This window comes from Flaviflexus salsibiostraticola (genome assembly GCF_003952265.1).
Taxonomy (GTDB): Bacteria; Actinomycetota; Actinomycetes; order Actinomycetales; family Actinomycetaceae; genus Flaviflexus; species Flaviflexus salsibiostraticola.
The window spans coordinates 902,517-915,841 of the sequence record NZ_CP034438.1; the positions used below are offsets into that span (position 1 = coordinate 902,517).

At 66.8% G+C, this 13,325-nt stretch carries 14 protein-coding genes; 2 read left to right on the forward strand and 12 right to left on the reverse strand.

The window, feature by feature from the left end:
• Positions 1 to 3 precede the first annotated feature (3 nt).
• From rdgB to clpS, 6 genes are read right to left on the reverse strand one after another with little or no spacing between them, the layout of a single operon-like run.
• Entirely contained in the window at positions 4 to 582 is a 579-nt protein-coding gene (rdgB, locus tag EJO69_RS04320) for an RdgB/HAM1 family non-canonical purine NTP pyrophosphatase (protein WP_126039650.1), read from the reverse strand.
• A complete protein-coding gene (rph, locus tag EJO69_RS04325; RefSeq protein WP_126039651.1) occupies positions 579 to 1,298 on the reverse strand; it encodes a ribonuclease PH in 720 nt (239 codons plus the stop codon). Before rph ends, rdgB begins: the two co-directional genes overlap by 4 nt.
• Complete coding sequence (locus EJO69_RS04330; protein ID WP_126039653.1) at positions 1,295 to 2,071, reverse strand: MBL fold metallo-hydrolase; 777 nt, start codon at positions 2,069 to 2,071, stop codon at positions 1,295 to 1,297. The genes rph and EJO69_RS04330 overlap by 4 nt, the downstream gene beginning before the upstream one ends.
• A complete protein-coding gene (gene murI / locus EJO69_RS04335; protein WP_126039654.1) occupies positions 2,068 to 2,877 on the reverse strand; it encodes a glutamate racemase in 810 nt (269 codons plus the stop codon). Before murI ends, EJO69_RS04330 begins: the two co-directional genes overlap by 4 nt.
• Positions 2,878 to 2,886: 9 nt before the next feature.
• A complete protein-coding gene (locus tag EJO69_RS04340; protein ID WP_126039656.1) occupies positions 2,887 to 3,492 on the reverse strand; it encodes a DUF2017 family protein in 606 nt (201 codons plus the stop codon).
• Positions 3,492 to 3,773 (reverse strand): ATP-dependent Clp protease adapter ClpS, encoded by a 282-nt coding sequence (gene clpS, locus EJO69_RS04345; protein WP_126039658.1) that lies wholly within the window; start codon positions 3,771 to 3,773, stop codon positions 3,492 to 3,494. Before clpS ends, EJO69_RS04340 begins: the two co-directional genes overlap by 1 nt.
• A 64-nt stretch (positions 3,774 to 3,837) precedes the next feature.
• On the opposite strand from clpS, the gene EJO69_RS04350 reads away from it, so the two are divergent.
• Positions 3,838 to 5,199: a nicotinate phosphoribosyltransferase gene (locus EJO69_RS04350; RefSeq protein ID WP_126042326.1), complete on the forward strand. Its 1,362-nt coding sequence runs from the start codon at positions 3,838 to 3,840 to the stop codon at positions 5,197 to 5,199.
• A gap of 130 nt (positions 5,200 to 5,329) precedes the next feature.
• On the opposite strand, the gene EJO69_RS04355 is transcribed toward EJO69_RS04350, so the two are convergent.
• From EJO69_RS04355 to EJO69_RS04370, 4 genes are all read right to left on the reverse strand, one after another.
• A complete protein-coding gene (locus EJO69_RS04355; RefSeq protein ID WP_126039660.1) occupies positions 5,330 to 5,581 on the reverse strand; it encodes a DUF3039 domain-containing protein in 252 nt (83 codons plus the stop codon).
• Positions 5,582 to 5,636: 55 nt separating this feature from the next.
• A complete protein-coding gene (locus EJO69_RS04360; RefSeq protein ID WP_126039662.1) occupies positions 5,637 to 5,918 on the reverse strand; it encodes an HU family DNA-binding protein in 282 nt (93 codons plus the stop codon).
• A gap of 225 nt (positions 5,919 to 6,143) precedes the next feature.
• Positions 6,144 to 7,712, reverse strand: coding sequence for an aspartate:alanine exchanger family transporter (locus EJO69_RS04365; RefSeq protein WP_126039664.1), 1,569 nt, complete (start codon positions 7,710 to 7,712; stop codon positions 6,144 to 6,146).
• Positions 7,713 to 7,758: 46 nt separating this feature from the next.
• Positions 7,759 to 9,573: an ABC transporter ATP-binding protein gene (locus tag EJO69_RS04370; protein ID WP_245993768.1), complete on the reverse strand. Its 1,815-nt coding sequence runs from the start codon at positions 9,571 to 9,573 to the stop codon at positions 7,759 to 7,761.
• A gap of 136 nt (positions 9,574 to 9,709) precedes the next feature.
• Here EJO69_RS04370 and EJO69_RS04375 point away from each other — a divergent pair, with 136 nt between their 5' ends.
• Positions 9,710 to 10,120: a VOC family protein gene (locus EJO69_RS04375; RefSeq protein ID WP_126039667.1), complete on the forward strand. Its 411-nt coding sequence runs from the start codon at positions 9,710 to 9,712 to the stop codon at positions 10,118 to 10,120.
• A 78-nt stretch (positions 10,121 to 10,198) separates the two neighbouring features.
• Here the strand turns inward: EJO69_RS04375 and EJO69_RS04380 are convergent, their stop codons facing one another.
• Both EJO69_RS04380 and EJO69_RS04385 read right to left on the reverse strand, forming a co-directional pair.
• Positions 10,199 to 10,945 carry an SDR family NAD(P)-dependent oxidoreductase gene (locus EJO69_RS04380; protein WP_126039669.1) on the reverse strand — a complete coding sequence of 249 codons (747 nt, stop codon included), beginning with the start codon at positions 10,943 to 10,945 and terminating at the stop codon, positions 10,199 to 10,201.
• 127 nt (positions 10,946 to 11,072) lie between these two features.
• Positions 11,073 to 13,310 (reverse strand): MMPL family transporter, encoded by a 2,238-nt coding sequence (locus EJO69_RS04385; protein WP_211331490.1) that lies wholly within the window; start codon positions 13,308 to 13,310, stop codon positions 11,073 to 11,075.
• Positions 13,311 to 13,325: the final 15 nt, after the last annotated feature.

The window sequence follows — 13,325 nt, forward strand, 5'->3', positions numbered from 1 at the left end:
CGGTCAGCCGAGCCCGAGCCTGTCGAGCTCGGCCCGCAGTGCCCTGAAGGCGTGGCCGCGGTGGGAGATGGCATTCTTCTGCTCCGCGGACAGTTCGGCGGCGCTGAGCTCATGGCCGTCGGGCAGGAAGATCGGGTCGTACCCGAACCCGCCCTCGCCGCGCGGCTCGCGCAGGAGCTGTCCCCTCATCGTGCCGGTCGCGATAACCTCACGCCCCCCGGGCTCGACGTAGACGGCGGCGCAGACGAACTTCGCGGCGCGGTGCTCGTCGCGCACATCGGCGAGCTGGTTGAGGAGAAGCTCGAGGTTCTCCACGTCCGCTCCGTGGCGGCCCGCCCATCGTGCCGAGAAGACCCCCGGCGCCCCGCCGAGCACATCGACGCACAGACCCGAGTCATCGGCGATGACAGCGGAGCCTGTCCGCTCCGCGACAAAGCGGGCCTTGATGAGGGCGTTGCCGGCGAAGGTGACATCATCCTCGACCGGATCGCCCACGCCATCGGGCGACAGCTCAAGGTCGTCGCGGCCGAGGATCTGACGGACCTCGCCGAGCTTGTGTGCGTTGCGGGAGGCGAGGATCACGCGAGCGCCTCCCTCTGCCGCTCGGTGAGCTCGGCGGTGCCGGCGAGCGCGAGATCGAGCATCGCATTCAGCTCGTCACGGTTGAAGGTGCCGTCCTCCGCGGTCCCCTGGATCTCGACGAAGGAGCCGGAGCCGGTGATGACAACGTTCATGTCCGTCTCCGCGCGCACGTCCTCCTCGTAGGGGAGATCGAGCATGGGGACGCCATCGACGATCCCGACAGAGACGGCGGCAACAGAATCCGTCAGTGGGGACGTCGTGAGGATCCCGTTCGTCAGCGCCCACTCGACAGCGAGTGCGAGGGCGACGTAGGCGCCGGTGATCGAGGCGGTGCGGGTGCCGCCGTCGGCCTGGAGCACATCGCAGTCGAGCACGATCGAGTTCTCGCCGAGCAGGCTCAGATCAACCACGGCGCGCAGCGAGCGGCCGATGAGGCGGGAAATCTCATGGGTGCGGCCGCCGATCTTGCCCTTGACGGATTCGCGCGGGCTGCGGGAGTCGGTGGCGCGCGGCAGCATCGCATACTCCGCCGTCACCCAGCCGGTGCCCGATCCCATCTTCCAGCGCGGCACGCCCTCGGTGAAGGAGGCGGTGCACAGCACCCGTGTTCTGCCGAACTCGACGAGGCAGCTGCCTTCGCCGGCCTCCTGCCAGTTCGGGGTGATCGTGATTGTGCGGAGCTCGTCGAGCCCGCGGGAGTCCTTACGTGTCGTCATGACTCCATAGTAGAGGGATGCGTGACGTGGAACGTCCCACCGGGGATGGCGACGGCGATCGGCCCGGCATACTCCTCGCGGGCCTCCGCACACACCGTGTCCGGATCGGTCCACGGCTGGAGGTGGGTGAGGACGAGATTGTGGGCGCCGGCCTCGGCGGCGATCCTGCCCGCACGACCGCCGGTCAGGTGGATGTCGCGCACCGTGTCCCGCGTTGCCTCGAAGGCCGCCTCGCACAGGTACAGGTCGGCATTCCTCGCGGCAGCGACCTGGCCCTCGCAGTAGTCGGTATCACCCGAGTACGCGAGTACCCCGCCCTCGGGACCGGTGATCCGTGTGGCCACCGCCGGCACGGGGTGGACCGCGTCGAAGAACTCGATCGACATGTCCCCAACCCTGATCGTGTCACCGGCGGCCACGGTGTGGAAGTCGAACTCTCCCGCATAAGTCTCGTCCGCCCCATCTCCGCCGATCTGTCTCGTGCGATGCAGTCCGTCGCCCGGACTGTAGACGTCGACAGTGCCGAGCGGTCCGCTCGGCAGCCACCGGCGATACACCTGCATGCCGATGATGTCGGCGCAGTGATCGGTGTGCAGGTGGGAGAGGATGATCGCGTCGATCTTGGCCGGGTCGATGTGGTTCATGAGCTGACCCATGCTTCCCGGACCGAGGTCGAGGAGGATCGTTGTTGTCGCCGTCTGGACGATGTAGCACGAGGCTGCGCCCTTTGGGCCGGACATCGAGCCGGTGCATCCGACTACTGTGAGTTTCACGGGACCTCCACGCGGTCGACGGAGCCCACCTCGGGCCCCAGGAAGCGACGTGCGAGAACCTGGAAGGACTCGGCGTCACCTGTTGACAGGAATCGGTGCTGCGGCGGGGATTGATCCACCCTCTCAAGGCCGGTGGCCACGAGAGCGCGGTAGGTGTCCTTCGCCGTCTCCTCCGCCGACGAGACGAGCGTGACGGCGTCCCCCATGACGTAGGAGATGACGCCGGTGAGGAGCGGGTAGTGGGTGCACCCGAGGACCAGGGTATCGACGCCCGCCCGCCTGATCGGATCAAGATACTCGTGGGCGACCTCTATGAGGTCCGCACCGGTCGTCTGCCCGGCCTCGACGAATTCGACGAATCGCGGCGCCGCCGCCATCGTCAGCTCGATCGATGGGGCCGCCGCGAAGGCGTCTGCGTATGCTCCGGAGTTGATGGTCGCCTCGGTGCCGATGACACCGACCCTCCCCGAGTGCGTCGACGTCGCGGCACGCCGGACGGCGGGGCGGATGACCTCGATGACGGGGATGCCCATGCCGGCCTCATATCGCTCACGGGCGTCGTGCAGCGCGGCGGCAGAGGCGGAGTTGCAGGCGATGACGATCATCTTGACCCCGGACTCGACAAGAGTGTCAAGGACGTCGAGGGTGAGTTCACGGACCTCCGCGATCGGCCGTGGGCCGTAGGGCGTGTTGGCGGTGTCGCCGATATAGGTGATCGCCTCGCCCGGGAGCTGGTCGATGATCGCGCGGGCGACCGTCAATCCACCGACACCTGAGTCGAGGATTCCGATCGGCGCATCTCTCATGAACCGACCTTATCCGCGTGGGCGGCGGAGCCGCACCGCGTCGATGAGTGAATCCTGCCACCAGGAGATCATGGCGTAGACGAGCATGAGCTGGTTCTCCACCTCGTCCTCCTCGCTCAGCGGGTGGGCATGCTGGCCATCGGCGATCTCGCCCGCACGTGCGGCGACCTCTTCGGCTCGCGCCGTGTCGTCGATGTCGAGCCGCGTGCCGAGTACGAGCCGGAGGTCGTTGAGGGCCGACATCCACATCGGGATCTCGTCCTCCGGCACGAACACGCGGCCAGTCGACGACGAGAGCGCCCGGTAGACGGCGGTGAGGTTCGAGACCTTCGTCGAGCGGACGCCGGATTCGCTGAGCTCACGCAGTTCGCGGGCCTCATCGGGATCCTCGCTCATGTCGGGCAGCAGCCGATCGACAACGGGATCGAATGACGGCTCGGCGATCGGCGCGAGTTCCTTCTCAAGCGTCGCGAGAGGATCGTCGGTGACGTCGACGACAGCGACGTCCTCACCGAGGATGGCGACGACGTCGCGCATGAGAGAGGCGACGAGCTCGAGCTCGAAGATGTCGCCCCCGGAGCTCACACCGCCGCGGACGCGCTTGAAGCCGAACATCAGGAATCACCCTCGATCGTGGCCAGCAGGCCGTACGTGTGCATGGCCTGGACATCGGTCTCCATCGCCTCGCGCGAGCCCGAGGAGACGACGGCGCGGCCGCGGGTGTGGACCTCCATCATGAGCCTGTTCGCCGTCATGGCATCGAACCCGAAGTACGACTCGAACACCCAGGCCACATAGCTCATGAGGTTGATCGGATCATCGTGCACAACGGTGCGCCACGAAGGAGCGGAAGTCTGCTCTTCGGAGGGTGCGGGGGAAGAAGTCGGCTGTGTCATTACCTGCCATTCTACGCAGAACGCGGGATTTTCACGTGTGAGGTTGGCCGTGGCCGATAGGCTGATGACCATGCATCAGTCCACCGCATTGCTCACCGACATGTATGAGCTCACCATGGTCGAATCCACTCTCCAGTCCGGCGCCGCCGACCGGGAGTCCGTCTTCGAGGTCTTCTCGCGCCGCCTGCCGGCCGGACGCCGCTACGGCGTCGTCGCGGGCACGGGCCGGATCCTCGAGCAGCTCGCCGACTTCCGCTTCTCGGACGCGGAGCTGTCCTACCTCCGGGAGCATCGGATCGTCTCCGAGTCGACGATCGACTGGCTGGCCGACTACCGGTTCACCGGTGACATCTACGGATACCGGGAGGGCGAATGCTTCTTCCCCGGTTCCCCCATCCTCACCGTGACGGGCACATTCGCCGAGGCCGTCCTGCTCGAGACCCTCATCCTGTCGATCCTCAACCATGACGCGGCCGTCGCCGCGGCGGCCTCGCGCATGACGATCGCCGCGCACGGCCGACCCTGCCTGGAGATGGGGGCGCGACGCACCCACGAGCAGGCCGCCGTCGCCGCGGCCCGCGCCGCCGTCGTCGGCGGTTTCGCGGGCACCTCGGTCCTCGAGGCGGGACGCATGTATGGCATCCGCGCCATCGGCACCGCCGCCCACTCCTTCACGCTCGTCCACGACACCGAGGAGGACGCCTTCGCCGCACAGATCGCCACGATGGGGACGGACACGACGCTTCTCGTCGACACGTTCGACGTGCGGCGCGGGGTCGAGCGTGCCGTCCGCGCCGCGCGCGATGCCGGAGGGGAGCTCGGCGCGATCCGCCTCGACTCGGGCGACCTCGTCGCCCAGGCCATCACCGTGCGCAGGCAGCTCGACGAGCTGGGCGCGACCGGCACGAAGATCACGGTCACCTCCGACCTCGACGAGTACGCGATCGCGGCCCTCGGCGCTGCCCCCGTCGACTCCTACGGCGTGGGGACAAAGCTGGTGACCGGGTCCGGGTTCCCGACTGCGGAGCTCGTCTATAAGCTCGTCGCCCGCGAGGACTCGCGCGGCCACATTCGCGAAGTCGCCAAGAAGTCCGCGTCGAAGGGCTCGGTCGGCGGGCTCAAGGTCGCGGGCCGCCTGCGGGACGAGGATGGCGTCGCCCGCGAGGAGCTCATCATCTCCTGCGCCTCGTGGGAGCAGGGTTTCGAGAAGCTGGACGAGATGGGGGCGCGCCCCCTCCAGGTGCCCCTCGTCCTCGCCGGTGAGGTCCAGTCGCATGTGACGGCCCAGGAGGCTGCGGCGCACCACGTGCAGTCCCGCAACGAACTTCCCTATCAGGCCTGGCGCCTGTCGGAGGGCGAGGCCGCCATCCCGTCGACGATGATCGACATCTTCCCGGGCGATCAGAACCCGTACGACGGGACCTGATCACGCCGTCACGCGAGTCGGTCCGGCCGCCCGCACACGGGACAACGGCAGCCACTCGGAGAAGAGGGCCGGTCGAGAAGAGGAGTGAGGGAGCGCGAATGCGCTCCCTCACGTCATATTCTCACGTCGGTCAGCTCTGGTCCCCGCCGCCCTTCATCTGCGCGTAGATCTCCTTGCAGACGGGGCACACCGGAAATGCCTCCGGGTTGCGCACGGGAATCCAGACCTTGCCGCACAGGGCGATGACCGCTTTACCGGTCACGTTCGATTCGGTCAGCTTGTTCTTGCGCACGTAGTGCGCGAACCGCTCCGCGTCGCCCGGCTTGAGCTTCTGCTCGTTGCGGGTCTCGGTCGATGTGCTGCCGGATGTCTCTTGACTCATGGTGAAAACTATAGTGCTGGCCCCGGTATCGGGGCCAGCACGACGAATGGACACTCTACTTGGCGACGGCCTTCTTGAGGGCCGAACCGGCCGAGAGCTTGACGCCGTGGCCCGCGGGGATCTCGATCTCTTCACCGGTGCGGGGGTTGCGGCCCTTGCGGGCGGCGCGCTCGGTGCGCTCGATCGACATGAGACCCGTGATCTTGACGGCCTCACCGGCAGACAGGGACTCGACGAGAACCTCCTGCAGGGCGTTGATCGCGGCATCGGCATCGGTCTTGGTCAGGTTGGCGCGCTCGGCGATCTTGGCAATGAGCTCGGTACGGTTCAGGGACATAGTGCCCACCTCTCCTCAGTTGTTCTTGCGGACCCTGGTTGGATCACTAGGTCGAATGTAGCGGAAACTCACCGCAAACGCGCGGAACAGCAGGCGATTCCATCGAATTCTCAGGTTGCTCACACAATGTTCCAGCCGAACTCAAAGCGACCTGGGTACCATTCGGTATCATTTGGCGCAAAACGTGCACAATGGGCACGTCAGGGAGCGATCGCTCGGTCCGCCTCAGAACGCGAGAATGGCGTTGACCAAGAGGATCTTCACAATGATGCTGAGGGCGAACAGCGCCGCATATCCCGACTCGATCCGCTCATCATCGCGCCGGCCCGTCGCGTAGGAGAGGATAGCGGGCTGGCCGATCATTCCCGCGATCGCCCCTGCGGTCCTCGGCGCCGACAGACCCGACAGTCGGCCCGCGGCTGCCATGCCCACCGCGGCGATGAGGACGACGGCGGCGGCGATGATGACGGACAGGGCGCCCTGGCCGGTGAACGCGGTCTCCATAAAGGCCGGCCCAGCGGTGATGCCGACGGCCGCGAGGAAGATGAGGAGGCCGAGCTGGCGGATCGTCAAGTTGGCCGCCTGAGGGACCTGCCAGACGAGGGGGCCGGTGCGATGGAGCGCCCCGAGAACCATGCCGACGACCAGGGGGCCGGCCGCAGCGCCGAGGGAGAATCGAGCGTCGCCCGGCAGGGCGATCTCAACCATGCCGACGAGCAGACCGAGGGCCATGCCCACGCCGACCGACAGCGCCGAGAAGCTCGACACACCCTTGACGGAGTCTCCGAAGAAGGCCGCGACCTCATCGAAGGACTCCCGCGGTACGACGGCGAGCGCCCTGTCCCCCAGCTCGAGGGTGAGATCGTCGCGGGCCAACATCTCGAGATCACCGCGGCTGACGCGGGTGACGACGCCGCCGAAGCGCGCCGCGAGGTTGAGCTCGGCGACGGTCCGGCCCGCCAGAACGTCGTTCGAGACGACGAAGTGACGGAAGTCGACCTGGCCGCGATCATGGGCAAGGTGCTCGGGGATCCGCTCCCCCACCTGGTCGACGGCCGCCGCGACGACCGGGGCGGTGCCGACGAAGAGGACCTCGTCGCCCGCGACGAGCTCCTCGCCGGGCGAGATGACGCGCGTGCGTCCCTCCCTGCGCAGGTAGCTCATGCGCAGCTCCTGCTCCGCGAACCCCTTGACCGCCCGGACGGGCATGGGGTTCTTGATCGCGACGGAGACGGCCTCGATGTCCTGCCCGGCGAGGGAGCCGGTGTCATTGCGGCTCGGCCAGTCCTTCCCGACGGTCCAGGCGACGACGAGGATGGCGAGGATGACGCCGACGGGATATCCGATCGCATAGCCCACCGATGGGAGGCCCGACGAGGTTACGTCGTTGGCTGCCGCGAGCGCCGGCGTCGAGGTGAGTGAACCGGCGAAGATGCCGGTGACCATGTCGGCGTCGAGGTTGAGGACGCGGCCGAGCACGATGGCGCCCGCGGCCGAGAGGAGGAGGATGATGGCGGCCCAGGCCATGATCGGGGCCTGCCGCCGCAGGTCTGAGAAGAACGTCTGCCCCGCCGAGAGCCCCACCATGTAGACGAACAGGGCGAGTCCCAGGGACTGAAGGAGGCCGAGGGCTGCGCCGATGTCGGGGACGAGGGCGCCGATGAAGAGGCCGACGAAGAGGGCGCCTGCGGCGCCCAGGCGAAGGGGGCCGAAGGGAACGGCTCCGAGCGCGGCGCCGAGGGCGACGACGATGAAGATGGTGAGCAGCGGTGATGCCGAGAGCAGGTCAACCACGGGATGCCTCCTTGAGCGTTCTCTTGTCCACGTTATCCCTTCGGAACTAGCGTTCGATCCCGTATCCGCGCAGCTTCTTCTTCGCGGCGTGGGTCCCCTCGTCCTGGAGTGCGAGCAGCTGGGCGTAGATGCCGCCGCTCTGTGCGAGCTCGGCCGGCGGGCCGATCTCGTCGACCCGGCCGTCCCTCAGGGTGATGATGCGGTCGACCGTCGAGATGGTCGACAGCCTGTGGGCGATGATGAGGGAGGTCCGGTCAGCCATGAGCGACTCAAGGCCCGCCTGGACGAGACGCTCGGAGCGGGTGTCGAGCGCGGAGGTGGCCTCGTCGAGGACAAGGACGGCCGGGTCCTTGAGGATGGCGCGGGCAACGGAGATGCGCTGCTTCTGCCCACCGGACAGCTTGAGCCCGCGCTCGCCGATGACGGCATCGAGACCACCGTTGAAGCGGGCGATGAATTCCCACGCGTTCGCCTTCTTCGCGGCCGCGACGATCTCGTCCTCGCCGGCGGCCTCGTCCGCGTAGCCGATGTTCTCGCGGATGGTCCCCGAGAACAGGCTCGAGTCTTGGAAGACGACGCCGATGCGGGAGCGGAGCTGGTGCAGCGACATGGCGGCAACGTCGGCTCCGGCAACGGCGATGCGTCCCTCGCGCAGCGGATAGAGGCCGAGAAGAAGATTGATGAGGGTGGTCTTGCCTCCGCCTGATTCCCCGACGAGGGCGACCCGCTCCCCCTTGGCGACGGAGAAGCTCACACCGTCGAGGACATTCCCATCGTCCTCGTACCCGAAGGTCACGTTCTCGAAGACGAGGGCAGGGCCCTCGTAGAGATCGAGCGCCCGGGCGTGCCCGGTCCCCGGTTCTCTGCGCGCCTGTTCGATGATCGGCGTCTCCTCGCCGGTCTCGATCTCCATGACCTCGAAGTAGTCGCGGGAGCCGGCGATGGCGCGCTGGGCAGAATCGACGATGTAGGACATCATCGTGACCGGCTGGCGGGCCATCGAGACGAGCTGGACGAGCAGGACCATGTCTCCGACGGAGAACAGGCCCCGGACGGTGTAGGTGAAGATGATGGCGTAGACGCCGAAGAAGATGACAGCCATGACCCCGCGCCTCAGCGCATCCATCCCATGCCAGTGGGTCGACTGCTTCCGGGTGGTGGCGACGGTGCGCTCGTAGCGCTTCGAGAAGTACCGGTATTCCCGCAGTTCGGAGACGAACGACTTGACAACCTTGATCTGGCCGACCACCTCGTTGAAGCGGCCTCCGGCGATGTCGATATCCTCGTTCTTCACCGCCTCGTGCGTCTGCCACCGCTTCGAGGTGATGGCCGTCAGCCACATGTAGACCGGGAAGACGATGAGGAGGAGAAGCGCGAGCGGCCACGCGTACCAGGCGGAGATGACGAGAACGGCGACGGTCGTGATGAGCATGGTGAAGAAGCTGTTGGCGAACGACTTCGCGAAGTTCGTGACCTCGGTGATCGACCTGTTGAGACGAGAGACGATCCGGCCCGTCAACTCATTATCGAAGTAGCGCTGGGGCAGCGAGAGGAGCTTCTCGTAGTAGCGGGTCGAGAGGATCTCCCTCATCCGCGCGCTCATGACATCACCGACATAACCGCCGACCGACGACACCGCAGTGGAGAACAGCTCGATCGCGAGGAACGCGCCCGCGAGGACCAGGACGGCCCGAATCGCGTCGGACTGTGTGCGGTCGCCCGCGAGTGCCTCGACGACGACATCGGTTGCCGAACCAATGATGAAGGGGACGGTCAGCGCCGCCACCGCTGTCAGCGTCGAGGCGGCGATGATGGCGATGTAGTGCCCTCGCAGCTCCTTCGTGAACCTGAGAATTCTCAACAGCGACTGCACGTGACCTCCAATGGTGTTGACACTGTGTGAACGGGTGGCGCGCTCGGCTTAGTCCGAGAGTTCTCTCACCGGTTGCGGGGGCGGCGGTCCTGAGTAGCGTTGTCCGCAATCGAGAGGAGCCATCATGACCCTACGCCACAGCCTGTACCTCACCTTCCCCGGCAACGCTGCCGAGGTGCTCACCTACTATCGATCCGTGTTCGGCGGCGAGCTCACCATGATGACCTATGGGGAGATGGGGAATCTGGACGAGTATCCGTTCGCACCCGATCCCGACTGGGTCGCCCACGGCGAGCTGCGGGGCACAGTCAACGTCTCCGGCGGCGACGGCGGCGATCATCCACTCGGATCTCCGGTCTATTCGATGGTCATCTACGGAGACGATGTCGAGGAGGGCCGTGCCCTGCTCGACCGACTGGCCGAGGATGGCGGGGAGGCGATCATGCCCTATGAGCAGGCCCCCTGGGGCGACTATTACGGCCAGGTGCGCGACCGATTCGGCGTCATCTGGGCTGTGGCCGCCTCCGTGCGGTAGAGGGGGAAGCGGAACAGGGGCGCCGAATCGGCGCCCCTGTTCTGTGGCGCCACCGTCGAGCGCGCGCCGTTCTCGCGGTCAGGACATGGTCCAGCCATCGTCGACCGGCAGGGCGTGGCCCGAGATGTAGCCGGACAGGTCGGAGGCGAGGAAGAGCGCCGCCTTCGCCACATCCTCGGGCTGGCCGAGGCGGTGGAGCGGGATCGGTGCGAGGAAGGCATCCTTGATCGTCGGATCCTCGAGCAGGCCGCGGGTCATGCCGGTCTCGCCGGTTCCGGGGCAGATGCAGTTGACCCGGATGTCGTGCTGGGCATAGTCGACCGCCGCCGCGCGGGTGAGCGAGACGACTCCACCCTTCGTGGCGCCGTAGGAGACGGCGTCGGGGAAGCCGATGATGCCGCCGGCTGAGGCGGTGGAGATGACATTGCCCTTCGTCTTCTTCAGGTGCGGCATCGCATACTTCATGCCGAGGAAGACGCTCTTGAGGTTGACGTCGGTCGACCGGTCCCAGTCCTCGATGGAGGTCTCCTCGACGTTGCCGGGTCGGTAGATGCCCGCGTTGTTGAAGAGGATGTCGAGCTGACCGAATTCCTCGACGGCGCGATCGATGAAGCCCTTGACCGACTCCGGGTCGGCCACGTCGGCGGCGACGGCGATGGCGGTGCCCCCGTCGGCCGCGATGGCGTCGGCGACAGCAGTGGCGGCTGCCCCGTCGATGTCGACGACGACCACCGACGCCCCCTCCTTCGCGAAGAGAACGGCGGTGGCCTCGCCGAAACCTGAACCGGCTCCTGTGACGACGGCAACTTTATCTGCGAGCAGCATGGCAACTCCTTTTAGAACGTCATGAACAGAACAAGGTTAGGTCAAGAGGCCGGGTCAGAGCGGAGTGTGGCCGCCACATGGACTGGATGAAGCGTACTCACCCACGACCGCTGAGTACATCCGTCCATCACATCGAGGCACCCACCGGCTCCTCCGACCTGGCCTCCGCCTCGACCTCGCCGGGCGCCTCTGTCGAGGCGAGCCTCGAGGGCCACCAGATCCTCCTGCCGATGTCGAGGCTGAGGGCCGGGACGAGCAGGGTCCGGACGATGAAGGTGTCGAGAAGGACGCCGAAGGCCACGATGAAGGCGAGCTGGAAGAGGAAGAGGATGGGGATGACCGCGAGCGCGGCGAAGGTCGAGGCGAGCACGATGCCCGCGGAGGTGATGACCGTGCCGGTGACGGCAAGGCCGCGGACGATGCCGCGGTGGGTTCCGTGCTTGACGGTCTCCTCCCGCACACGCGTCATGAGGAAGATCGTGTAGTCGATCGACAGGGCCACGAGGAAGACGAACGCGTAGAGCGGCACCGCCGGGTCCGCGCCGGGGAAGTCGAGGATCTCGTTGAACACGATGGCAGACACTCCCATCGCCGTCCCGAAGGACAGGATCGTCGTGAGGACGAGGATGATGGGCGCGACGATGGCGCGCAGGAGTGCCATGAGGATGACGAGGATGACGATGAGAACAATCGGGATGATCGTCTGCCGATCCTCGATCGAAGTGGTGATCGTGTCGAGATTGGTCGCCGACGGTCCGCCGATGAGCGTGCTGGGGGCGGATTCCGCCATCGCCGCCCGCAGCTCATCGATCGTCTGCAGCGCAGCGCCGTCGTCCGCCGGGTCGCTCAGTGTTGCCTGGAGCAGGACGCGCCCGTCGACGACCGTGGGTTCAGGGGTCGGCGTTCCGGGCGGTCCGACCGGCGCAATGCCATCGGGCGTGATGGGGGCCTGACCGCTCGGGGAATCCGCGGCGGTGATGGTGACCGAATCGACCCCGTCACTTGCAGCGAGAACGGCGACGGCCGCACTCACCTCACCCTCGTCGACGAGGACCGTCGCCGGACTGCCGGATCCCGCCGCGAACCTCTCAGAGAGGACCTCCTGCCCATCTCGGGCCTCCGAGGCGGTGAGCACCAGCTCGGTCTCAGCGACTCCGTCCGCACGGAGCTGGGTGACGCCGAGTGCGCCAATGGCGAGGGCGATCGCTGTGACGATCCAGATGGGGCGCGGGCTCCGCTCAACGAAGCGGACTGTCCTGCCCCAGATGCCGCCGTAGGAGAACTGGGACTCGCTATCTGCGCTCGCGTCGTAGGCGGGCACGCGGGGCCAGAATGCCCTCCTGCCGACCAGTCCGAGGACTGCGGGCAGGAGGGTGAGTGCGGCGAGGATGGCGAAGATGATGCCGACGGAGGCGACGGGTCCGAGGACGGAATTCGACTCGAGGTCGGACAGGAGCAGGGTCAGGAGACCGGCGATGACGGTGCCGCCGGAGGCGAGGACCGGCTCGATCGTCCCGCGCCACGCCCTCCTCGTCGCCTGCCACACGTCCTCGTTCTGCAGCAGCTCCTCGCGGTACCGCGAGACGTACAGCAGGGAGTAGTCGGTCGCGGCACCGATGACGAGGATGAAGAGAATGCCCTGAACCTGGCCGTTGAGGAGGAACACGCCCCAGTCGGCGAGGTTCCACACGACGAGGATCGCGCCTGCCAGCGCAAGGACGCTTGTCGTGAGGACGGCTAGGGGAAGGAAGATCGACCGGTAGACGATGAGGAGAATGATGAGGACGGCCGCGAAGGCGACAGCGAGCAGAAGTCCATCGACGCCGGCGAACGCCGCGCCGAGGTCGGCGATGAGCCCTCCCGGCCCGGTCACGTAGGCGGTCAGGCCGCCCGGCAGTTCATCGGCGATCGTCTGCCTGAGGGTCTCGACACCATCGGCGACCTCGACGCTGGAGTCGATGGGCACGAAGAGCTGAACGGCAGCACCATCCTCTGACGGGATCGGTGGCGAGACAGCACCCGTGACATCGAGGTTCGCGATCGTCTGCGCGAGACCGTCGATCGCCTCCATGTCCGCTCCGTCGAGCGTCCCGTCGTCGGCGACGATGACGACGACGGTCGGCACGTCCTCGGAATCATAGAAGTCCCGCGCCAACTCACCGACCGTGGCGGATTCCGACTCACTGGGCAGATAGGCGTTCTGATCGTTGGACGAGACCTCGTCGATTCGCCCGAACAGGGGGCCACCAGCGCCAGCCGCACCGAGCCAGGCGACGATGATGAGCGCGGGCAGAATGACCCGAGCCCACCAGCCTGCGCCGCGACGTGAACTGACTACTCGTCCCTCAGACTCTTCTGTCTTCACAGATGCTTTCCTTTG

Coding starts and splice junctions, on each gene's coding strand:
- rph (WP_126039651.1), bottom strand. CDS start 1,298: ATGACGACACGTAAGGACTCCCGCGGGCTCGACGAGCTCCGCACAATC.
- murI (WP_126039654.1), bottom strand. CDS start 2,877: ATGAGAGATGCGCCGATCGGAATCCTCGACTCAGGTGTCGGTGGATTG.
- EJO69_RS04340 (WP_126039656.1), bottom strand. CDS start 3,492: ATGTTCGGCTTCAAGCGCGTCCGCGGCGGTGTGAGCTCCGGGGGCGAC.
- clpS (WP_126039658.1), bottom strand. CDS start 3,773: ATGACACAGCCGACTTCTTCCCCCGCACCCTCCGAAGAGCAGACTTCC.
- EJO69_RS04350 (WP_126042326.1), top strand. CDS start 3,838: ATGACCATGCATCAGTCCACCGCATTGCTCACCGACATGTATGAGCTC.
- EJO69_RS04355 (WP_126039660.1), bottom strand. CDS start 5,581: ATGAGTCAAGAGACATCCGGCAGCACATCGACCGAGACCCGCAACGAG.
- EJO69_RS04360 (WP_126039662.1), bottom strand. CDS start 5,918: ATGTCCCTGAACCGTACCGAGCTCATTGCCAAGATCGCCGAGCGCGCC.
- EJO69_RS04375 (WP_126039667.1), top strand. CDS start 9,710: ATGACCCTACGCCACAGCCTGTACCTCACCTTCCCCGGCAACGCTGCC.
- EJO69_RS04380 (WP_126039669.1), bottom strand. CDS start 10,945: ATGCTGCTCGCAGATAAAGTTGCCGTCGTCACAGGAGCCGGTTCAGGT.